General features: G+C 58.4%; 22 protein-coding genes and 1 pseudogene. 14 read left to right on the plus strand and 9 right to left on the minus strand.

Annotated elements, in window-relative coordinates:
* The first annotated feature begins 46 nt into the window (after positions 1-46).
* From OCK02_RS24230 to OCK02_RS24250, 5 genes and pseudogenes are all read left to right on the plus strand, one after another.
* A pseudogene (locus tag OCK02_RS24230) lies at positions 47-532 on the plus strand (ferritin-like domain-containing protein).
* Positions 533-665: 133 nt separating this feature from the next.
* The gene (locus OCK02_RS24235) at positions 666-1,112 is read left to right on the plus strand and encodes a hypothetical protein (protein WP_263815258.1); all 447 of its coding nucleotides are present in this window, start codon (positions 666-668) and stop codon (positions 1,110-1,112) included.
* A gap of 87 nt (positions 1,113-1,199) precedes the next feature.
* A complete protein-coding gene (locus tag OCK02_RS24240) occupies positions 1,200-2,099 on the plus strand; it encodes a PhnA-like protein (protein WP_263815259.1) in 900 nt (299 codons plus the stop codon).
* A gap of 838 nt (positions 2,100-2,937) precedes the next feature.
* Entirely contained in the window at positions 2,938-3,189 is a 252-nt protein-coding gene (locus OCK02_RS24245) for a DUF982 domain-containing protein (protein WP_263815260.1), read from the plus strand.
* A 55-nt stretch (positions 3,190-3,244) separates the two neighbouring features.
* A complete protein-coding gene (locus tag OCK02_RS24250; protein WP_263815261.1) occupies positions 3,245-3,406 on the plus strand; it encodes a hypothetical protein in 162 nt (53 codons plus the stop codon).
* Positions 3,407-3,581: 175 nt separating this feature from the next.
* Here the strand turns inward: OCK02_RS24250 and OCK02_RS24255 are convergent, their stop codons facing one another.
* From OCK02_RS24255 to OCK02_RS24270, 4 genes are all read right to left on the minus strand, one after another.
* Positions 3,582-3,737 carry a hypothetical protein gene (locus tag OCK02_RS24255; protein WP_263815262.1) on the minus strand — a complete coding sequence of 52 codons (156 nt, stop codon included), beginning with the start codon at positions 3,735-3,737 and terminating at the stop codon, positions 3,582-3,584.
* A 915-nt stretch (positions 3,738-4,652) separates the two neighbouring features.
* Positions 4,653-4,847 (minus strand): hypothetical protein, encoded by a 195-nt coding sequence (locus tag OCK02_RS24260; RefSeq protein WP_263815263.1) that lies wholly within the window; start codon positions 4,845-4,847, stop codon positions 4,653-4,655.
* Positions 4,848-5,498: 651 nt separating this feature from the next.
* Positions 5,499-6,218 carry a Crp/Fnr family transcriptional regulator gene (locus tag OCK02_RS24265; protein WP_263815264.1) on the minus strand — a complete coding sequence of 240 codons (720 nt, stop codon included), beginning with the start codon at positions 6,216-6,218 and terminating at the stop codon, positions 5,499-5,501.
* Positions 6,219-6,427: 209 nt separating this feature from the next.
* Entirely contained in the window at positions 6,428-7,312 is an 885-nt protein-coding gene (locus OCK02_RS24270) for a LysR substrate-binding domain-containing protein (RefSeq protein ID WP_263815265.1), read from the minus strand.
* A gap of 121 nt (positions 7,313-7,433) precedes the next feature.
* Here OCK02_RS24270 and OCK02_RS24275 point away from each other — a divergent pair, with 121 nt between their 5' ends.
* The 4 genes from OCK02_RS24275 (at position 7,434) to OCK02_RS24290 (ending at position 10,413) form a co-directional block, all read left to right on the plus strand.
* Complete coding sequence (locus OCK02_RS24275) at positions 7,434-8,204, plus strand: SDR family NAD(P)-dependent oxidoreductase (RefSeq protein ID WP_263815266.1); 771 nt, start codon at positions 7,434-7,436, stop codon at positions 8,202-8,204.
* A 31-nt stretch (positions 8,205-8,235) separates the two neighbouring features.
* Positions 8,236-9,180: a hypothetical protein gene (locus tag OCK02_RS24280; RefSeq protein ID WP_263815267.1), complete on the plus strand. Its 945-nt coding sequence runs from the start codon at positions 8,236-8,238 to the stop codon at positions 9,178-9,180.
* A 256-nt stretch (positions 9,181-9,436) separates the two neighbouring features.
* Positions 9,437-10,132 carry an MFS transporter gene (locus tag OCK02_RS26290; protein WP_412178920.1) on the plus strand — a complete coding sequence of 232 codons (696 nt, stop codon included), beginning with the start codon at positions 9,437-9,439 and terminating at the stop codon, positions 10,130-10,132.
* Positions 10,133-10,170: 38 nt separating this feature from the next.
* On the plus strand, positions 10,171-10,413 hold the full coding sequence (locus tag OCK02_RS24290; protein ID WP_263815269.1) for a DUF6894 family protein: 243 nt from the start codon (positions 10,171-10,173) through the stop codon (positions 10,411-10,413).
* A 354-nt stretch (positions 10,414-10,767) separates the two neighbouring features.
* Here OCK02_RS24290 and OCK02_RS24295 read toward each other — a convergent pair whose 3' ends face one another.
* Positions 10,768-11,121, minus strand: a complete 354-nt coding sequence (locus tag OCK02_RS24295; RefSeq protein ID WP_263815270.1) for a hypothetical protein — start codon at positions 11,119-11,121, stop codon at positions 10,768-10,770.
* Positions 11,122-11,297: 176 nt separating this feature from the next.
* On the opposite strand from OCK02_RS24295, the gene OCK02_RS24300 reads away from it, so the two are divergent.
* The 5 genes from OCK02_RS24300 (at position 11,298) to OCK02_RS24320 (ending at position 16,153) form a co-directional block, all read left to right on the plus strand.
* Positions 11,298-12,044: a BON domain-containing protein gene (locus OCK02_RS24300; protein ID WP_263815271.1), complete on the plus strand. Its 747-nt coding sequence runs from the start codon at positions 11,298-11,300 to the stop codon at positions 12,042-12,044.
* Between the two features lie 1,130 nt (positions 12,045-13,174).
* Positions 13,175-14,350 carry an FAD-binding oxidoreductase gene (locus OCK02_RS24305; RefSeq protein WP_318530306.1) on the plus strand — a complete coding sequence of 392 codons (1,176 nt, stop codon included), beginning with the start codon at positions 13,175-13,177 and terminating at the stop codon, positions 14,348-14,350.
* 10 nt (positions 14,351-14,360) lie between these two features.
* On the plus strand, positions 14,361-15,206 hold the full coding sequence (locus OCK02_RS24310) for a TIGR02587 family membrane protein (protein WP_263815272.1): 846 nt from the start codon (positions 14,361-14,363) through the stop codon (positions 15,204-15,206).
* An 8-nt stretch (positions 15,207-15,214) separates the two neighbouring features.
* A complete protein-coding gene (locus OCK02_RS24315; protein WP_263815273.1) occupies positions 15,215-15,625 on the plus strand; it encodes a TIGR02588 family protein in 411 nt (136 codons plus the stop codon).
* A 96-nt stretch (positions 15,626-15,721) separates the two neighbouring features.
* Positions 15,722-16,153: a hypothetical protein gene (locus OCK02_RS24320; RefSeq protein WP_263815274.1), complete on the plus strand. Its 432-nt coding sequence runs from the start codon at positions 15,722-15,724 to the stop codon at positions 16,151-16,153.
* A gap of 200 nt (positions 16,154-16,353) precedes the next feature.
* Here OCK02_RS24320 and OCK02_RS24325 read toward each other — a convergent pair whose 3' ends face one another.
* The 4 genes from OCK02_RS24325 to OCK02_RS24340 form a co-directional block, all read right to left on the minus strand.
* Positions 16,354-16,638 (minus strand): DUF982 domain-containing protein, encoded by a 285-nt coding sequence (locus OCK02_RS24325; RefSeq protein WP_263815275.1) that lies wholly within the window; start codon positions 16,636-16,638, stop codon positions 16,354-16,356.
* Complete coding sequence (locus OCK02_RS24330; protein ID WP_263815276.1) at positions 16,614-17,144, minus strand: CBS domain-containing protein; 531 nt, start codon at positions 17,142-17,144, stop codon at positions 16,614-16,616. Before OCK02_RS24330 ends, OCK02_RS24325 begins: the two co-directional genes overlap by 25 nt.
* Before the next feature lie 800 nt (positions 17,145-17,944).
* Entirely contained in the window at positions 17,945-19,333 is a 1,389-nt protein-coding gene (locus OCK02_RS24335) for a PQQ-dependent sugar dehydrogenase (protein WP_263815277.1), read from the minus strand.
* Positions 19,330-19,776: a DUF2231 domain-containing protein gene (locus OCK02_RS24340; protein ID WP_263815278.1), complete on the minus strand. Its 447-nt coding sequence runs from the start codon at positions 19,774-19,776 to the stop codon at positions 19,330-19,332. The genes OCK02_RS24335 and OCK02_RS24340 overlap by 4 nt, the downstream gene beginning before the upstream one ends.
* Positions 19,777-19,920 lie beyond the last annotated feature (144 nt).

A 19,920-nucleotide genomic window follows, 5' to 3' on the forward strand; every position in this document is an offset into this window, starting at 1 on the left:
GGTTTCTACACGGAAACTTTCGTCCTTCAGGAGGAACTTGTTGATCATGCCCGGCCAGAAGACACTGGACGACCTGTTCTTGGATAAGCTCAAGGACATCTATTATGCGGACAAACAGATCTTGAAGGCGTTGCCTAAGATCGCGCGTGCCACGCAATTCGAGGAAGGTAGAGCCGGTTTCCTCCAGCACCGAGACGAGACCCAAGGTCAAGTCGAGCGGCTTGAAGAGGTGTTCGAGATGATCCGGAACCCGCACGAGGTAAGACGTGCGAAGCTATCCAGGGAATCATCTCTGAAGGCCAGGAGATTATCGAAGAGTTTAAGGACTCCCCTGCGCTGGACGCCGGCCTGATTTCGTCCGCGCAAGCGGCTGAACATTATGAGATCGCGAGGTACGGCACGTTAGTCGCCTCGGCCAATAAGTTGGTCCATATGCGTACGGCTGTTGAAGCAGAGCCTTTCGGAAGAAGAGGCTACCAATAAGAAGTTGACGCAGCTCGCCTTGTCGGCGCCGAACGCAGAAGCTGCGTAAATGTTCAGTTGCGGCGACCCCCGTGGATGTCGTCCTTGGAAGTCGACTGATGTGAAGCGCGCGAACGGCGATGCGACTTCCGGGATCGAACTGAGGGGGGCGCTGTTGAGCACTTCGAAAAGGGAGAAGTAGTATGTCAAACGCGTCCAGAGTTGGAAATGAGCCAAAGAACACTGGCACGAGCGATTCGTCCTTCGGGTCTTCGGTCGAAAGCAAAGCGCAGATGATGGACGCGGAAACGATTGCGCTAAAGGATGTCGGCGAACCGCTCAATATCTATTTGCTTGCACCCGTCGCCGCGCCCGACGACCCGCGCTGGCAGAACTCTCCAAAACAAGGAAAGGTTGTGGTGGCAGCTCGCACGACCGGTGATGCCAGGATCGTCGCGGCTGCGCGCGAATTGGACTTCATGGAAGTCGATGCTGCTCCAGCGGGAGATGTGACCACGGCAGCCGCAAGTTCATTCAGGTCAGAAAAGCTTTACACTGTCATCGAAATCGAACGTGGACGTACGGATGTTCAAAGAGGTGTTATCTCGGGAGACATCGCGGTCAGCGCGATCAAGCCCGTTCAGGAGTGACGCGAAGGAAGCGCCCTAGGTCGCCTCTTGCGGCCTTATCTCGTTGGACAAATGCCGGCGCATATGCATGTAGCGAAGGAGGCTCTCATGTCAGAAATCGCAAACGTCAGAAGTTCGTCAACAGGCATTGCCCACGTCAGTTCGCAAGCCACCGCAGCGTTCAATCGAATTTCGTGGGGAGCGGTATTTGCAGGTGTAGTCGTCGCGCTGGCAACGCAGCTTCTCCTGAACCTGCTCGGTGTCGGCATAGGATTTGCCGTTCTCGATCCGGCGGGTTCGGACAACCCGGAAGCGAGCACATTTTCGATTGCGGGAGGCATCTGGTTCATCGGAGCCGGCATTCTTGCTTCGCTTGTGGGCGGCTACGTGGCAGGACGACTTTCGGGAAGGCCAAGCAGCACTACCGGCGGGTATCAGGGCCTGACGACCTGGGCGGCCACCACCTTGGTGATACTTTACTTGCTGACCACCTCCGTCGGTACGCTGGTTGGCGGCGCGTTCCAGGGTCTCAGTTCGTTGATCGGCGGCGCTGGCCAAGTGGCGACCGCAGTCGCCACCGCAGTTGCTCCTGCCGTGGAAAACACTGCCGATCCGTTTGGTGCAATCGAACGCCAAATACGCGAGGCTAGTGGAGGGAGTGATCCGCAATCGCTTCGTAGTGCTGCCGTGTCAGCTGTTCGCGCAGCAATTACGACTGATGAAGCGAACGCCGAAGACGCTCGCAATAGGGCGGCCGATGCCGTGGCTCGAGCCCAGAATATCCCGCTGGATCAGGCCCGTACGCAAGTCCAGCGATATGAAGAAGGCTATCGCGCGGCTGTTGAGGAAGCAAAGCAGCAAGCGGCGCGCGCTGCGGAGGTGGCTGCTACCACCCTATCCACAGCGGCAATTGCCGGGTTTTTATCGCTGGCGATTGGGGCCATTGCTGCCTGGCTAGGAGGCATGGCGGGAACGAAGAAAGCCATTGTGGTCGATGAAGACCACTGAGGGAAATTTGACGGGCTCATCACCAGCGTCGCGGCGGAAGTCCCAGACCGAAGGCCGTGAATACTTGAACTCGACGATCCATCCAAGGCGGCGGTCAGCAAGTTGGCCCGTCGCCTGCAAAGGATCATAACACCGGACCCCGGCCCACATCTCAATCGGCCCGCGACACAAAATGTTCTCACCAGGTATCCGGCAGTCGCAGCGCTGACGTTCGCTCTATCGTACCGATGCATTTTCTATGTCGAATGGTGCGCATCGCGCGGTTGAAGGCTGCAGCTTGCCTCGGGGCGGCCGCGCTAGCCAATACATGCTGACCTTGGTCTCGCTGATCCTGGAGACCTCGCGCAATGTCAGCATCCAGCCATCCCCTGATCGACGGTATTGGAGCGTCGGGGTTCGGTTAGAGCTCGACGATGAACGGATTGGTCTAGCGACACACTGATGTTTTAGGCTCCTTCGTGAGCGCGACGATATCGTACCAGACATGGGGGGCAAGTCGTCCAATGTTCAGTGACCGGCTTCGCGAAACGAAGTGATTGGTCATCTAACGTCGCGTCTGCCTGACTATAGATGCCTGGAGTTGCCGAGCAATTGGTCCCGGAAACAAGGTCCGCTACAGCAGCATGCCATGGGCACAACGATTAAGTTCATCATCACGACCCGACCCGTATGAGCTATCACGACCACACGGATGTGCGCCAGCGGCAGACGGCACGCGCCCGCTCGATGAAGTCGTCGATGTCGGCTGCAAGTATCGCTATAGACCTGTCTTAATTGGAACTACATTCCCCGCCGCCCGTTTTGCCACTTAGGCATGCGAGGCGATAGGAGGCTGACGATGGATGCAATATTGTGGGACGAGCCGGTTCAAATTGAGCTTCGCAAAATTGGCCACTATCGTGTTGTGACGAGCACGCGGGAAGCCGTGGAATGCTTGATGGTGCGGTGGCCGAAAAACGGCGGGCCCGCCCAAGCAGCCGCACGCCGCATCTGTTTTGACGTATTAGATGGGAATCTCCCGCCGGAAGCTGCCCGCCAGGCGTTCGTCGACGCCGCAGTTGAGGCTGGCATCTATGTCTGCTCGAAATGAAACCGGAACATCCTCGTCCATGAGGGAGTTGCCCCTCTGGAAAGGAGCCCCTGCCATGAGCCTGCCTGTGAACCCCGGCGACGATATCCCGCCGCCACAACCACCGCCGATCGATCCGGCCCCGCCGGTCGAAGAACCTGATCCGCCGAGACTTCCAGACGAAGATCCCGTCCCGAACCCGGACGAAAATCCCGATCCGCCCCAAACGGTGAAATAGCTCGAGTGCCTCATTTGGTATGGCCAAACTTTCGTCCTTCTGTGCGATATACCACTCATGGACCAAATAAGATGGACCATGGCTGCACGCTGGAGAGCTCAAGCTTCGCGAAAGATGCAGCACCGCGAGGCCGCCAGATTCCTGATCGAAGACTGGCGGTCGAGCCCGGTCTTACTCACTTCGCAGCCCGCACGGCTTGGCTGAAGGCCTTGACCGGCTTCATCAGCGCGATCATGTCCCTTTCAAATAGCTGATCGATCGCGGTCTTGACCACGCCGGTGCTGAGGTTCGCCCAGCGCACGATTGCGTCGCGGTCGAGCTGGAGCACCATCGTCTGACAGCGCGAAAAGCCGCAGAATCCGGCGTGCGGAACGGGCTCATACCCGCCTGCTACGGCCGTCCGCCCGTGGCGCCTTGCTTGGCGGCACTGACGGGGTTCGCGAGCCGAAAAGCGGCCGCTGCGCGCGCAGGGCCGCGACCTCGCCGGCTGTTCGGCCGATCGCCGTGCCGATCGAGGCGGGCGTCACCCGGCGCTCGGATCCTGCGCGACACGCACGAATGGGCGCTCGGCGACCGAATCCGGCTCAGCGCCGACCTCTTCGCAGCCGTCAGCGCCGGGCTCTGGCGAGACGCACCTGCCCGACGCGATCGCCGCCTGCAACTGGCCTGGGACGAGGCGAACTATTTCGCCACCGGCTTGCCTGGAAGAAGTATGAAAAGCAGGCGAAGCTGGTCGCGGCCATGGACGCGCGCATGCAGCGCGCCGAGGAGATTGCCCTCTTCGTCCCGTCGGCCGGGGCGGAGTTCCCGAAGGCCTCACTCCGGGACTGACCGGCGCCATCGGGTTGTGGCCGGCCGGTAAGGCCGAGGAACAGTTCATGCTCGCGGTCCGTGACCTGATTGGCGATGACCGCGGCTTCGGCGGACCGCGCTTGCTGCCCTCCTGAGATCCCTGTGACGACGGGTTGCCTGCAGGCCGATCGCGTCGGTCGGAGAACCCCGCCTGCTTCTGAACCTAGATATCCGAAGCCTGCGGATGCCATATCTTCGCACGCACCTTCCTCGTTCGGAACCGGTGTAAGGTCGGAAGCTACTGGAGGAACGGCGTCCGGCCGGGTTCCTCGCCGGGGTGGTCCGGAATGTCCGCAGGGAGTCTGGTGTTTCCCTGGGCGGAATTTCGACAGGCTTTTTGGGATCCTTCGGCCCGAGCTCTCCTTTCAATAGGGCAATATCCACTGAAATTGTTTCAAGGAGAGCGACCGCCCGCGACAGCTCCGGGATCTCGCGGTTCGTCTAACGCGAGTGAGATGTGGCTTGGCCCTGTCGTGTACGATATTTCTTTTGGGTCCAGAATTGGCCCCACAAAGTAAAATGCAGCCACACCCGCGATCGTCATGATGATCGCTACGATAACGGCAATCGCAATGGGCTTGCTGGTCATGTTGAACTCCTTCGGAGAATTCAACTGCGAGAGCGGAAGTTGGTTCCCCGGGCGACTGGCGCTGGCAAGTGGTGCTCTGGTGACGCGCCCAGCGTAGTCAGTCCGGGATGCCTCCGTGGGCCGCCCGGTCGTTCTCCTATCATGTTGAACGAAGGACCGCCAAACATGTCAAAATTAATGGACGCGATAGCGGTGGAGGTACAAACTCCATCATCGGTTCCAACTATCTGGCAGGAACGACAGGGAGGTGGCAGTTCTCGCCTCAACTGGGAGAGGGGAGCTTGAATGTCTACCTCCTTCGTCTACGACGCGGCTGGCTATCCCGTTTTTCCGGGTAGTAAGAGACACAATAAAATGTTTGATCCCAACGACCTCAATACTCTTCAATCTATCTTTGACAGCTGTTTGGAGGAGTGCGACCTTGCTCGCGAGAGTGAAGCGGCAGAGGCTCTAGGAAGCGCCATCATCCGGCTTTATTCGCAGGGGCAGCACAATCCTACCGTAATTAAGACAATGCTTATGGCGTCGTTTAGACGGCGGAAGTGAGCACGTACGCAAAACGATGGAGAACGGCGGCACGCCGCGATCAGTTGCGTTGCTTCGCAGGGCATCTCCGCTTGATCGACATACTGGCCAGCTCCGAACAACGTCTCATCGCGGTTCTCGGTGCAGGTTCAGGTAGTCCGGATCAAACTCGGCTAACTTCTCAAGACGATCCGCATCAAGGACGGTGACGGTCCGCTGCGTCCACTGGAGCGCATTCTCACTGCGGAGTAACTTCAATGTCTTGTTCAAGTGAACCAACGAAATCCCTAGAATATCGGCCATTTCATACTGCGTCAGCGGAAATGAAAAGCTGCCCTCGGTGACGCGACCGACGACATTCAGCCGAACGAGAAGTTCACAGAACAAATGAGCCAAATGAGATTTCTTCGAGCGCCTGCCCATGGCGACGATCCATTCGCGATGAATAGCGCCATCAACGAGCGTCAGGAGCCATAACAGCCGCGTCAAATGCGGCTCCGTCTCAGTCACCCTCAGCAAATCGCTGTGATCCACCAGAGCGACATGACAGGGCGATAAAGCCAAAATCCCGTGGTCCATTTTCTTCAATGGAAAGGCATGTAAATCGACGAAATCACCAGCGATATGGAGGGCGGTAATCTGTCTCGAACCATCGTCGACGATTTTGTAGCGCGCAGCGAATCCATCGACGAGCAAAGTGCTGAAAGTTGGCCGCGATCCTTCCTTCACGAGATCCTCATTTATGGAAAATCGTCGGTCGCGCACGGCGATTGAACGCAAGAGGTCCTCCTCGTGATTGGTGACGACATCGCGAGCACGCAGATTGGCAATCAGGGAATTGATCATGGATGTATCTCCAACACCTCTTTAGGCTGTGAACCCATAACTACCAAATGACCGGCATGAGTGGATTCCTTTCCTGGCCGCTTTTGGTTATTTAGATGTGAAATGCGGACGTCTGGTCCAATCGCTACGACGATCGCGAGGTTTGCAGCGCTAGCTCACGGCAATTGCAACACGAGGCCGATGGTGCGCGAGCACCAGCTAGTCGGCGCCTAGGCAGAGAATTCTGCACTTATAAAGTCTATGAACGCTCGGACCTTTCTTGGAACGATCGGTGCGCGGGGATAGATGACCGAGACTGTGCTGGGCGCGGGCTTGTATTCTTCCATCACCGGTACCAGCCGACCGGCCTCGATGTCGGGTCCTGCGATGAACCCCGCAAGAATGGCGATACCTTGGCCGGCGAGAGCTGCATGATACAATGCCGCGACGTTGTCCGAATTCAAGACTGGATCGACTGAGACGTCCGCGGAACCGTTTGGTCCGCTGAATCGCCAGCGCGCACCATGAACGAAGGTAGAGAAGTGCAGCATGCGGTGTGATTGTAATTCGTCCGGGTGAATAGGGCTTCCGTGGGCCTCGACATAAGACGGAGAGGCTACGAGGAAACGGTCGTTCTCTGCGATCTTCTTGATCCGATAATCGCCGCCGCTTTCGCTGGCGCCGATACGCACGGCGGCATCGAAGCGGTCGCTCACAAGATCGACGACATGATCACTGAAGTGCAGATCCAAGCGTAGATGCGGATAAGTGCGCATGAAGGCTGGTAGGCGCGGCGCGACCTGGGTCTGGCCGAATATATTCGGCAGGGCGAGGCGCAGCATGCCGGCCGGTTGGTCCGCGTAGCGCGATACGGCAGCGCGGGCGTCGTCGAGTCGGGAAAGGACGTCTATTGCGTGCTCGAAAAAAACTGTGCCTGCTTCGGTCAGCGTCACATTACGAGTGTCGCGGTTCAGCAAGCGCACCCCCACTTCAGTTTCGAGCGCCTTGATCCGGCGGCTGAGGACCGAGGGGTGGAGGGCAAGCGCGCGGGCAGCGGCTACGTAACTTGTCTTGCGGACGACCATGACGAATTCCGTCAGGCTCTCGCTCGCCAATGGCCTTTCCATACCAAGCCCTTATTGTTGCTAGTGCAGCATCAGTTGATGGCATAATAGCCCATTAATTGTCAGGAGAAAGACGCCCATCTCCCCTTTCATCGGTTGAAAGGAGAGTTGAATGTCGGATTTAGCAAGTCGCATTGCATTGGTCACGGGAGCCGGTTCCGGCATTGGTCGCGCAGCAGCGGTCGCATATGCCAGGGCTGGCGCTCGCGCAGTCGTTCTTGCCGGTCGCCAAACGCGTGCGCTGGAAGAGACCGCCGAGCTTGTCGACGCCCACGGCGCTGTTTCACTGATTGTCCCAACCGACGTCTCGGCCAATGTCGATGTTGAGAACTTATTGGCAACGACGCTTCACAAATTCGACGCCATCGACGCGTGCTTTAACAATGCGGGCACTCTCGGCAGCTTCCTGCGGGCCAAGGACATGACCGAAGCCGACTTCGATGCGACCATCTCGGTCAATCTGAAGGGGGTATGGCTATGCTGCAAGCATCAGATGATCGCCATGCGCGCGGGAAAAGGCGGATCGATCGTCAACACGTCCTCATGGCTGGCCCATGGCGCATTTCCTGGGTCGTCGGCTTACTCGGCGTCGAAGTCGGCGCTTGACGGGATGATCCGTGCGCTCGCGCAGGAGGGGGCACCTGATGGAATCCGCGTCAACAACGTCAATCCCGGCATAATCGACACGCCAATGTTCCGTCTCGCCGCAGCCGACAACGACGCCACCCGCCCGTTCATTCATCACACGCCTGCCGGTCGTCTGGGGACGCCCGAGGACGTCGCGGATGTGGTCGTCTGGCTGTCTTCAGACGCCGCGAGGTTTGTGACGGGCCAAAATATCCTGATCGATGGCGGCTACACCATTCCAGGCCACAGAGCCTAGACCCCAATCAACCACGGAAGGAGAACCAAGCATGATCAAAATATTGACATCCCTCGGCTGCGCGATGCTGCTGACTGTGGGGGCTGCAAATGCCAGTACTTCGTCTGATCGCCTGGAACGGATCGCCTTGCCCGAGGGTGGTGTCTATCCGAACGGCATAACCCATGCCAGTGACGGCACGCTGTATGTTGGTCAGATCACCCAAGGCGGCGTCTTGCGACGCTCACCAGGTGGCGAATGGTCGAAGCTACATGAGGGGGCGCCGGACATTTTTGCGGGCACATCGCTTCGGTTAGACAGAGAACGCAACGTACTTTGGGGTGCTTCCCCCGATTTCCTTCCGGAAGGAGAACCCCGCACACCGCGCATCTTTGCACTGGATGCGAATACGGGCGAGGTGCTTCAGACCACGCTGCTCACGCTTGGCTTCACCAATGATATTGCGGTCGAGCCCGAAGGCACCATTCTGATTACCGAAAGCAACGGCGGGAGGTTGCTGCGCCTTGCTCGCGGCAGCGCGGAATTCGAAACCGTGCTGCAGGATCACCGGCTGACCGATGAAACCGGCATCGGCGCAGGCGGTATAGCACGGGCCGACAACGGAACGGTCGCAATCGGCAATTTCAGCTCTGGCCGGCTCTACCTCTACGAGAATGGCACCCTGCGGGAACTGGAACTCCCACGAAGAATCGAGAATCCGGACGGCATGCGGTTTGCGCCGGACGGGTCATTGATCCTGCTCGAAAGCGCCGTGCAATCGGGTAACGGCCGGGTGCTGCGGATTGCCGAACCGCTTGCCGCCGGTCAACGCAATATCGAGGTGATTGCGGAAGGGCTGATAAGCCCGGTCAACCTTACGGTTGCTGACGATGGAACCGCCTATGTCACCGAGTCGCACATCAGGCACCGGATGGTCGATGGCTTAGAAGATCAGCGTCCGAGCTCCTTCCACATAGTTGTGGTCCCACTGAGCTAAGAAGGCGGCTCGCGGCGGCAATCAATGTCGCTGCGAGCCTGCACCACGCTCAGCACGTTCACGCGCGTTGGTCTAGCGTCGCTATCAGTTGCTGGCCTGATACGCCTGCAGCGCCGATACCGAATGGTACCGGCGGCCTCGACCGGCAATGGGTCTGCCCTGCTACCACGAACATATCGTTTTCATACTCTTCTGGCATTCAGGCGCAATGCACAAGATGATCAAGAGGGGCCTTGCATTGCTGCTCTTTGGCCTCATGGCAGGCGTTGTCGTTGATCGCTTGCGCCGGCGGTCCTTGCTGATCGCCACGGATGCCGCTAACAGCTGCCTTCTTTCCATTACCGCGGTACAGGCAATGTTGGGACTGCTCACCCCCGCCTTGCTGGCCGTCCTCGTCTTCCTTCTCGGCACGGCTGCGGTACTGCAAGGGGGCGCCCACCAGTCATATACGGCCGACCTTCTTCCGCCGCACCTGCTCGCTGCTGGCAATGTCAAACTGAGCCAGACATATACCCTCGCACAGACATTAGGGCCTTTGCTGGGCGGAATTCTCGTTCGTCTCGCCGGCGCTCCGCTTGCAATGCTCGCCAATGCCGCACTTATGGCACTTCGGCGCTGCTGCTCTTACGTGTTTCCAATTTGCCAGGGAGCGCTCAACCGAGCAGATATCGATCCTCGCCGACCTGCGGGAGGGAATCGCTTGGGTGTACAGGCACCGGGTCCTCGCGCCTTATGCGTTTTGCCTCCACGTCTGGTTTTATTTGAACAGCGTAGCCGGAACGGTATATATTCTCCACGCATCAAACCTGGGTTTGGACGCTGCCGCGATTGGAATGACCTTGGCATGTGCTGGCATCGCAGGTGTTGCTATGCTGTCCGCAGATTTCATTTCAGGGACTTTATGCGGAATTGCCGGTGGAACAAAGACTTCGCGGACGGATTTGAGGGGTGAGAAAAGGTCCTTAAGGAGGCCATGGCGGAGGCCGCGAGATGAGCCGTTACTATTTTCATGTCAGGACGACTGATGGCGTTGAAACCGATCACGAGGGGATCGAGTTCGAAGATGTACAGGCAGCCGAAGTCGACGCTAGAGCGAGCTTATTTGAAATGATGGCGGACGATCTAGCGGCCGGGCGAAAGACAAAGTTCCTGTCAATCGAGATAGCCGACGGTCTGGGCACACTCATCGTAGTTGTAGATGCACGTGACGCAGTTAACGGGAGGTCGATGTAGATGCGGCACTTATTTTGAGTTGCCAGCGTCTATATCGACGGGCCGGCCTGAAACCCGAGGTACAGAGTAGACCCTGCGTTCAGAAAGAACACCGCGCTTGCGGTTCGCATCCAACCAAATTTCTTGAAGCGCGACGCTTCCCCCTCGACTGAGTCCAACAGCAAAGAGCTCCATTGCTACCAAGGGGTGGCGCTTTAAAAGACGCGTCACCACGCGAGCAAGTGCCGCAGCGGCGGCGTGGCTTTTCACGGTGTTGCCCATGTGGCGCAAAAAAAAGCGTTCCAGTTGACTAGGTTTGGCCGGTGGCGACGCCCCACTTAATGCACGGCGGCGCCTCGCTGAGGGTCCGTCTCATTACGCGCCTCCTTGCGACGCGCCTTTTGCATCCTTTTTGATTTTCTTCGGCAGTGCCGCGTGTGCGCTCTCTTGGATAACTTCAATTGCTGCATGCACTGCATTTCCAATTGCCTCACTGGCTACCCCTGCAGCCCGGGCGCTCTTCCGTGCACCTTTCTGCGCCGTGTCGGCTATCTGCTCCCGCTCGCCAAGCAGGACAGCCGCTGCCGCGCCAGCACCGGCCGTAAGCGCATTTGCGAGGATACCCCGCCCAATATCGCTCCTAATCAATGCCGCAAGAATCTTAGATTTGCGAATCGTCTTCGGCACCTTGTACCCGACAACTCTCTTGGGAATTCTATGCTTTGCCATAATAAATCCTCCGTTTAACCGAAACGCCGAAGGACGATCACGGTTCCCCTTCGGACGGGAAAGCCTGGAAACGTTCCTCGCCGGGAATTTTTTAACTCAGCGTGGAACCGGCGGAGGCATAAGCTGTTCGCACTATGGGCGATAGGCCCAAAAATTCCGCTAGCGGAGGAAATGAAATGGCAAATGATCACTATCGCCGGCAAGACCAATACGAAGCCGGACAATTCAGCCGTAGCCGCGACCACGAACGCAATGAAAGGGGTTCACAACCTGGGTCCTGGGAGGGCGATGACCACCGCCAGCGTCAGAGGTTCGGCGGGAGGGAATGGGAGGACGACAGCGGCTCGGGACGGCGAAATTTCGGGGAGACAGATGTGTCGTGGAACCGTGGTACGTCGTTTGGTGAACGGGTCGGCGGTGGCTTTGGCGGACAACGCCCGGGCCGCGGTTTTGGCGAATTTGAAAGCGACATGACCGAGCAAGGGTATGGTGATCGTGGCTTCAGCGGAAGCAGCGGCATGGGACACCGAGATCCCGGCTCAAATTACGCCAGTCGAGCGGCCCAATTCGGTAGGCAGGCCACCGGTCAGTTCCAGGGCCGAGGTCCAAAAGGATACGAGCGCACGGATAGCCGCATTCGCGAAGATGCCTGTGATCGCCTTTGTGACGACGCGGACGTCGACGCGACCGAAATCGAAGTGAATGTTGAGAAGGGCGAGGTCACTCTCAGCGGTACGGTTCAGAGCCGGGATCAGAAAAGACGGGCCGAAGATTGCGTTGAGGAAATCTCCGGCGTGAAGAATGTTCAGAACAATCTGCGCGTTTCGCCCAAGTCCTCTTCCGAATCCGATTATCAAATAGCCGGCACTACGACGACCTCCGACGGAGCAAACCAGTCAAGTGAGGCCAATAAGACTCGCTGATAATTTGGCTTGGCAAGGCGATCGCCGCGCAAAAACAATTACTTTAGCCCCGCGTTTGACGCGGGGCTTTCTTCTGGAATACGCGTCATCCCACGCGACTGCTGCCGCGCTGGGACTTAATTCGTGCCGTCCGTTTCCGTGGTCTGGCTGTCGCCGCCTGTGCTGGAGGGAGGCGTAGGGTCCCTATCGGTAGGTGCAGAACTGGCCGGATCGCTTTGAGATGGCGCGCTGGAAGGTGAGGTCGGATCTGTTACGGCCGGCTGCCCGATGGTATTCTCAATCTCGCCGTCGTGAGCCTCACCCCAGTACTCTGCAGCCACCCAAGCGACCGCAGCGAGAACCAACGCACCGGCGAGCACGACGGCCACCGGCCGGCCCAAGGGACCGGGTCGCGTTGCCGCTACACCTACCTTAACTGTCTCCTCGGACGTGCCCGGGCTAGTTACATCGCTGCTGCGTGGTTCTTCCATGGCGATTCTCCTTGTATCTGGGTGTCTCAGAAACTGCCGCCTTGTGCAATTGTTCCGGAAGCGGTTCATCGCTCCCAGCGGTGGGACGCTGCATTGATCCGGTGCCTCCCCTTTGCCGGCGCCGCGATAAGAAGAGGGTTGCTTCGTGGGCGGTACTCGTTGCGACGCTGTCATGTCGGGCATCGCGCTGCTCTGATTTTCTGCGGAATGCTCGTCTTCTTTCTGGATGCAATCCGCGCACGGCCGCTCAGCGATTCGCGCGGCCCTTTACCCGAGAAAAGAGCCAACCCTGAAGCCCAAAGGGGCAGGCATCTCGATTGTTGGGCCTCGGACGAAGCCGGTCTGGGTTCGCTTTGACCGCCATCTGCGGCGCAATTATTGTTTGGCGCCTGCAACTCAAGCGACAGCCCGTGGTAGGCTAGCGTGCCTATCGGGACAATTTATTCGGACCGACAACGCGCTCCAAACCAGTTCGTTTCGCTTAACGACACAACAACATGTGCACTTCGTCCTCAGTGGCCTGGACGGTAGCCATAGCGAGATGCTCGGCTATTGCAACGAATTCGCCGCTTTCGCGTTGTCGCCATCGGAGAACTGTCTGCTGAGAGGTGTGAGTTGCAATCCCTGACACGAAAACGCCAGCTCCGCTCAAATCGACCCTTGTGGGCGGTCACGCCTCACATCAGCGTGCCGGCCTTAAACTGCATCCCCGACGTCTCGATCGATGTGCTCATCGTTGGGGCGGGAATAGGCGGTGCATTAATGGCGAATGCAATGCTCGGGACCGGCCTTGGCATCTTCGTCATCGACCGTCGACGACCTGTGCACGGAAGCAGCATGGCCAGCACGGCCATGATCCAGCACGAGATCGATGTGCCACTGCATCGCCTTGTCGCGATCAAGGGGATCGAGCCAGCACAGCGTGTGTGGCAGCGTTCCGCCAAGGCAGTCGAAGGCCTCGATGCGCTGGTCCGTCTCCAGGGACTGGAGTGCCAGTTCGCGCGGAAGCGGAGCCTCTATCTCGCGGGCGAGAGTTACGGCTCGAGAGCGCTGAAAGCAGAGTGTGCGGCGCGGAGCGACGCCGGGATTGCAGTAGAGCTTTGGACCCAAGCAGAATTGAAAGTGAAATTTGGCATCGAACGGTCCGCCGCCCTCGTTTCGGACATCTCGGCCTCCGCAAACCCGGCGCAATTGACCGCAGGTTTGCTCAGAAGGGCCCGGGCAAATGGAGTCGAGATCGTCGAGGGCGTCGAAATCACCGATATCGTCAGCCTGGACGAAGCCAACGTCGTCGCGACATCGAAGGGCCAACTCGTCAGGGCGAGGCACGTCGTGTTCTGTACCGGCTACGAATTCCTGGCCGCGGTCGCGAACACAAGCCATAATACCGTCTCGACCTGGGCAATGGCAACTCGCACCCGCCACCCGCTGCCGAACTGGCTGAAGGACTTCCTCGTGTGGGAAGCCTCACAACCATATCTCTATTTTCGCGCGACGCCCGACGGCCGCATCGTCGCGGGAGGGGAGGACGAGGAGGACGAGACCGCGTTTAACGACCCGGGAAAGCTGGAACGCAAGGCGAGCCGGATACGCAAAAAACTCGAGGAACTGTTGGGTCAGTCAATCGAAGAACCCGCCTATCGATGGGGCGCCGCGTTTGGCGTAACATCCGACGGACTTCCGATGATCGGTGCCGTCCCGGGTCTGAAAAACGTGTACGCAGCCATGGGCTATGGCGGAAACGGCATCACGTTCAGCCAGATCGCCGCGGAGATGATCTCCTGCGCGATATTGGGGCACAAGGATCCGGACGCCAGTCTATTTCAGTTCCGTTGAGCGAGGTTACATGCCCAGTCCTGGAACAGGTCCGGATTTCGACCACAGACGCTTCGTCGTCGGCCTGTCGCGCGGGGTCGCGGGCGCTCTCCTTTTCGCTCTGCCGATGTTTCTGACGATGGAGATGTGGGAACTCGGGTTTTACATCGACCGGACCAGGCTTCTTCTCTTGCTGACCGTCAACGTGCCGCTGTTGATCATCCTCGCCCGCCGCATCGGGTTTGAACGGACGTCCTCCTGGCGCGAGGCAATTCGCGACGCCGCGATCGCCTATTTCCTCGGGATGCTGGCGAGTGCTGCCATCCTTGTAGCAATCGGCGTTCTTCGGTTTGGCCAGGCTGCCACCGAGATCGTCGGCATGGTCGCGCTCCAGGCCGTTCCCGCGAGCATTGGCGCCTTGCTTGGACGAAGCCAGCTCGGCCAGCACCAGGACGACAAAGACGGGGAATGCCCGCCTGCCGACGCCAGTTATGCCGGCGAACTCTTCATGATGGCGGTCGGAGCCTTGTTCCTGGGCCTCAATGTCGCTCCGACGGAGGAAATGATCCTGCTGTCCTACAAGATGACCCCGTGGCATGCGATCGCCGTCATCCTTGCTTCGATCGCGCTCATGCACGGGTTTGTCTACGCGCTCTCGTTCTCCGGCGGGCATGGGCTGGAGGAGGGGACGACGGGCTGGCATGCCTTCGTGCGGTTCACTGTTCCCGGCTACCTGGTGGCTTTCTTGGTCAGTGTCTATTGCCTCTGGACTTTCCATCGCTTCGACGACACCGATCTTGTCGAGGCGGCCATAACCGCGGGGGTACTCGGATTTCCGAGCGGGATCGGCGCTGCGTCGGCGCGTCTCATTCTATAGGTGTACCGATGACAACCCTGTCAAATCCGAAGTCGACCGAGAAGAGCAACCCTCATTGGATCGAGTGGCTGACGGGTCTGGTGTCGCTACTGTTCGTCCTGGCGCTGATCGGGTACATCGGCTGGGATGCCCTCGGTCCCCGAGATCCCGCACCGGAACTCTCCGTTCGAATTCTCGGCACGACCGGGGAGGGCGCCGGGTACCACGTGCGGTTCGAGATCGCCAATACAGCCAGGGCGACAGCGGCCGGCGTTGTCGTCAGGGGCGAAATCCTGGACGGCGATCGGGCGCTGGAGACGATCGAGACGACCTTCGACTATGTGCCCATGAATTCCACGGCGAACGGAGGGTTGATCTTCCGTACCGACCCGGCATTACACTCGCTGCGGATTTCTGCAGTGGGATACAGTGATCCGTAGTAACTCTGGTGAAGGCGTGCGGCGGACATCACCCGTCAGCAATTCATCACGTCGATACTCGTTAGACATAAGCCTGTCCCCCAAGCCTTGAGCCTTTTGGCTTATGCCAACTGGCCGGTCGAAATGGGGGGCAGTTCATCCATATCGTCGGCATTCGACGCCGTTCAAGTTGCAGCTTTGCCACGTTATCCGAAACGGTCATCGGACCGCGCGGCGCACAGCGGACACACAGCGTCTCGAAAGACGCAGTTCCATCACGGCGATCTGAACAATGTGGAAGCTGAGGCCAGCGTCATTTCCCAGTACGAGGTCCACATTGCGGCGCTTGAAGGCAAGATCGGCCAGCTCACCATGGCTGAACAGTTTCCCAGGTTCATCGAGCGGATTTACAATGCCAAACGGCTGCATTCAGCCTTTGGCTATTTGTCGCCATCGAATCTCAACTCGCTCAGCAGGCGGTTTGACGCGTTTCAATGGCCCAGCCCGAAGGTTCACTCGGCAAGAGGGTTAAATTTGCACGCCGAGTAGCAATCCGACGTGACGCACGTCCCTGAGAACAACTTGGAACAAGAGCTCGAGGACGATTTCATCGACGTGAAGGTGGCGGGGCGACCCGTAGTCCCGCTTGCTTGTTCCAGGCGAGATGACGTGGAGGATGACCGTGGCAGGACCCGACCGAAGCCCAAGGCGGCGGCAATTTGCCTCCGATCCCGAGATCTTCTCCAGTATTAGGTCCAGCTCCTCACCTGAAACCCTGCCTCCTTGGCTGCCCGCACAAAGGCTCTGCGTGCCATCTTGGGGTCTTCGAGGCCACGAAGTGCATTATCGCATGCCTTCAGCGCCGTCTGCCGCGCTAGCTGATCGCAGCCCCACCAGTATCGCCGAAGGCATAAGATCGCGTCACGGCAGCTGGCAACCCGAAGGAACCGCTTTGGTGTCTCGATGAATACGACCTCGTCCCATAAGCGGTCACTGGCAAATATTGACACTACACTTCCTCCTGCAAAGCGCATTCTGCGGTTGAACGCGCCAGGATGCCCACCGCACGATGCTCGCTGTCCAATACCACTATGCTTGAGCAAGAAGCTCGTTTGATTTTCCCTACGGCGGTGCGAAGTTCATCGGTAGGTGCGCAGGGCTCTTCAACTGGTGTCATGAACTCCATGACCGCGGTGGTGTTAACGCGGCCCGATGCTACCACCGCTGTCACAATGTCCCGGTCCCGCACGATACCGATAATGGTACCCACGCCCGGAGCTTCCACAGGGAGCAGGTCAATGTCGAGTTCTGCCATAAGCCTTGCGGCCGACTGGGCAGAGTCACTTGGGGAAATGGTGGCAAAACGCGTTTGCATCACCTCGCTCACATATGTCGGTCGTGCACTCATGAGATTGTCCCCATTGATATCGGCGGGCACGCTAATTTGATCTAGGGCATCGCTGGCGAGCGTCAAATCCACCTTAGCCGGTATAATCACCTGCGCGGAATATGCCTGATCTGCCGTCGAGATTTCACTCATCGCATTTCTCCTGCGAGTGTGTCTTAACGCTGCGGCGCCCAAGATGTTCCTGAAGATGTTAATTGGTCCGGGGACACGTATGGATTTCCCGGTCCATGGAAGTGGTTCTCCGACCGGTTTTGTACATGTGATCGGTGCGGTTACGTATCACGTCCTTCGATGCGGCTCGAGTACGATCGCTGGCCGGTATGGAGCTACGCGCGGATCTGGTGCAAATCAACGGCATATGGATCAAGTGCCACAAAGCTCGACATCTGCAAAAAACAGGATCAATGAGCCACTGACAGCCAGGGCCAGAGGTGACGGCGGCCATCTGCGGTGCCAGCCTGTCGCACCAGTCCTAGTTTCACTAAACCATTCAGCGCCGCGGAGAACCTGCTCTTGAGGGCGGACGCCAACCGGACCGTTTCGCGCCCTAAGTCGGCCTCGCTTGCGAACTTATCGGCAATCTCCGCTGTCGTTGCCGGGCGCTTGGAGCGGCGCAGGATCTCGAGGATGGTATGACGGTTATTCCTGCCCTTGAGGAGTTCGGTACACGGCCGCTCGCGGTTTCGCGTGAGGAGGAACGGCATGCCTTCGAAGGCGGCCCAACCCGTTCAAAGCCATGCTCATAAACCCTGATCACCTGAATGCGGATTTCTGCGCTTCGAGGACGGCGGCCTCGCGCCGCAGCTCTTCCAACTTCCCGTCGATTTTCCATAATGCCGCATTTTTTGCGGCGACATACTTCGCCTGCGGAGCGCATGACAGCAAAACCAGAAGAATAAAAACCCGTCCCCGCGCGAATGCAGCGCGCCCGCTTATTGGGGCGTCTTGCCTAGTCCAACGCGATCTGTCCCCAGTGGCTGCGACAGGATTGTCGAAGCTTCGGATGATATTCGCCAGACGGCGTTGCCCGCGTCATCGGCAACAAGCAAGGCGCCGGTGCCGTCCATTCCCAAGCCGACGGGGCGACCCCGAGCCTGATCACCGTCAATGAAGCCGGTTACCAAGTCCTGTGCCTTGCCAGATGGCTTTCCTTGCTCAAAGGGGATGTAGACGACCTTGTAACCGTTGAACGTGTCACGATTCCAGCTGCCATGTTGGCCGACGAATGCTCCCGACTTGTAGGCGGCAGGCATTGCGGAACTCATGCTGAATTCCATCCCGAGCGCGGCGACATGGCTGGACAGCGCATAGTCGGGCGAGATTGCCCTTTCCACCATATCGGGCCGCGGCGGATAGACCCGCTCGTCGACATGGTTTCCAAAATAGCTCCACGGCCAGCCGTAAAACCCCCCCTCTTTCACGGACGTCATATAGTCAGGCACGAGATTTGGACCGAGTTCGTCACGTTCGTTGACAACAGTCCAGAGCTCTCCGGTTTCGGGGTGAAAGGTCAGACCGTTGGGGTTGCGAAGTCCCGAAGCAAAAGTGCGGGACAAACCTGTCCTCCTATCCACCTGCCATATGGCCGCCCGCCCTTTCTCTGCCTCCAACCCGTTCTCGCCAACGTTCGAGTTCGATCCAACGGATACGTAGAGCATCCGGCCGTCGGGGCTCAATGCGAGATCCTTTGTCCAATGGTGATTAAGTGGCCCCCCAGGGAGGGGCGTCAGCACAGTCGGCTGAGCCGTAATCTCGTTCTGTCCAAGTTCGTAGGGATAGCTAACGATTGCGGCGGCGGTCGCCACATAAAGTATGTTGTCGATCCAGGCCAATCCGAACGGCGAATCAAGTTTTGCAAGCAGGTCGTGACGTTCATCCACTATCCCATCCCGATCGACGTCGCGGACGAGAGTGATCAAGTTCGTTTCTTTCGACTCACCGTCACCACCACGGGAAAGGGACATGATCCAACCACGAATGAAATCCTTGGGACGGCTCAGTGGCTTGCCCTCTGGCGCCTTTGACTGGACAATCAGAACATCTCCATTTGGAAGCGTATGCAGGGTCCTTGGGTTGGCAAGGTCGGTCGCATAGGCGGTGACGGCAAGTCCGTCCGCGACGGTGGGCGTTTCGCCATCGTTCCAGCCAATGACTTCGGCAACTTTCAGGTCCGGAAGCAGTCCGCGTTGCGGTTCTGGCAGGACCGGATCAGGACCGATTTGCTGCGATGGATCAAAACCCCCATCTTGAGCCACCGCAATCGCTCCAAACGCTGCCGAACAACAATAGAGCAAGGGCACGCAGAGAAAGGCGTGCTTCATTGTTCGGTCCTCCACTCCAAGCATGAATATTTTCGAGCAGATACAATGGCTACAGCGACTGACAGGAGAACAGTCGCGGCCGACAATACCAACCCGTACGGCACGACGGCGGTCCAGCCATCGCTGGCATGAACCAAGCTATTCACAAGCGCTAGAGCAAGGATTAATAAATAGAGCACAGTCGCCGGCAGACCAGCCCGCAAGGGGCGCGTGCGACGGCGAGCAAGGTCCAACAAGCCAGCTATGATCCCTAGGACGCCGAAGATAAGCCCCGCGAAGAGCAGCCAAGACGAGAAATTCAGCCACATCAGGTTTCCACCGCTCTGCCAGAATGCGAGGTCGGTTAACAGTGCCAGAGTAAAGCACACAAGTGGAAACGGCACGAAAAACGATTGCAAAGGATATGCAGCTGAAAAACCGTTCGAAGATGAATAGACAGCCATTGAAAGCTCCGAACACCTTGCCTCTACCGAGCTAAAGCGATCTCAGTGATGATTTGTTCCGTCTAACCCCCCATAACTTCATGCTCGCGGTCGGTTAGGGCATGGTCCGGCGCAAACATCCCCATCATCACACCCGGTCACCAA

The sequence above is a fragment of the Rhizobium sp. TRM96647 genome (assembly GCF_025780115.1).
Lineage (GTDB): Bacteria > Pseudomonadota > Alphaproteobacteria > Rhizobiales > Rhizobiaceae > Mycoplana.

Excerpts from the sequence above, each read along its gene's own strand:
- OCK02_RS24235 (WP_263815258.1), top strand. The coding sequence starts at position 666 with ATGTCAAACGCGTCCAGAGTTGGAAATGAGCCAAAGAACACTGGCACG.
- OCK02_RS24240 (WP_263815259.1), top strand. The coding sequence starts at position 1,200 with ATGTCAGAAATCGCAAACGTCAGAAGTTCGTCAACAGGCATTGCCCAC.
- OCK02_RS24245 (WP_263815260.1), top strand. The coding sequence starts at position 2,938 with ATGGATGCAATATTGTGGGACGAGCCGGTTCAAATTGAGCTTCGCAAA.
- OCK02_RS24250 (WP_263815261.1), top strand. The coding sequence starts at position 3,245 with ATGAGCCTGCCTGTGAACCCCGGCGACGATATCCCGCCGCCACAACCA.
- OCK02_RS24255 (WP_263815262.1), bottom strand. The coding sequence starts at position 3,737 with ATGGTGCTCCAGCTCGACCGCGACGCAATCGTGCGCTGGGCGAACCTC.
- OCK02_RS24260 (WP_263815263.1), bottom strand. The coding sequence starts at position 4,847 with ATGACCAGCAAGCCCATTGCGATTGCCGTTATCGTAGCGATCATCATG.
- OCK02_RS24265 (WP_263815264.1), bottom strand. The coding sequence starts at position 6,218 with ATGATCAATTCCCTGATTGCCAATCTGCGTGCTCGCGATGTCGTCACC.
- OCK02_RS24275 (WP_263815266.1), top strand. The coding sequence starts at position 7,434 with ATGTCGGATTTAGCAAGTCGCATTGCATTGGTCACGGGAGCCGGTTCC.
- OCK02_RS24280 (WP_263815267.1), top strand. The coding sequence starts at position 8,236 with ATGATCAAAATATTGACATCCCTCGGCTGCGCGATGCTGCTGACTGTG.
- OCK02_RS26290 (WP_412178920.1), top strand. The coding sequence starts at position 9,437 with ATGGCAGGCGTTGTCGTTGATCGCTTGCGCCGGCGGTCCTTGCTGATC.
- OCK02_RS24290 (WP_263815269.1), top strand. The coding sequence starts at position 10,171 with ATGAGCCGTTACTATTTTCATGTCAGGACGACTGATGGCGTTGAAACC.
- OCK02_RS24295 (WP_263815270.1), bottom strand. The coding sequence starts at position 11,121 with ATGGCAAAGCATAGAATTCCCAAGAGAGTTGTCGGGTACAAGGTGCCG.
- OCK02_RS24300 (WP_263815271.1), top strand. The coding sequence starts at position 11,298 with ATGGCAAATGATCACTATCGCCGGCAAGACCAATACGAAGCCGGACAA.
- OCK02_RS24310 (WP_263815272.1), top strand. The coding sequence starts at position 14,361 with ATGCCCAGTCCTGGAACAGGTCCGGATTTCGACCACAGACGCTTCGTC.
- OCK02_RS24315 (WP_263815273.1), top strand. The coding sequence starts at position 15,215 with ATGACAACCCTGTCAAATCCGAAGTCGACCGAGAAGAGCAACCCTCAT.
- OCK02_RS24325 (WP_263815275.1), bottom strand. The coding sequence starts at position 16,638 with ATGCGCTTTGCAGGAGGAAGTGTAGTGTCAATATTTGCCAGTGACCGC.
- OCK02_RS24330 (WP_263815276.1), bottom strand. The coding sequence starts at position 17,144 with ATGAGTGAAATCTCGACGGCAGATCAGGCATATTCCGCGCAGGTGATT.
- OCK02_RS24335 (WP_263815277.1), bottom strand. The coding sequence starts at position 19,333 with ATGAAGCACGCCTTTCTCTGCGTGCCCTTGCTCTATTGTTGTTCGGCA.
- OCK02_RS24340 (WP_263815278.1), bottom strand. The coding sequence starts at position 19,776 with ATGGCTGTCTATTCATCTTCGAACGGTTTTTCAGCTGCATATCCTTTG.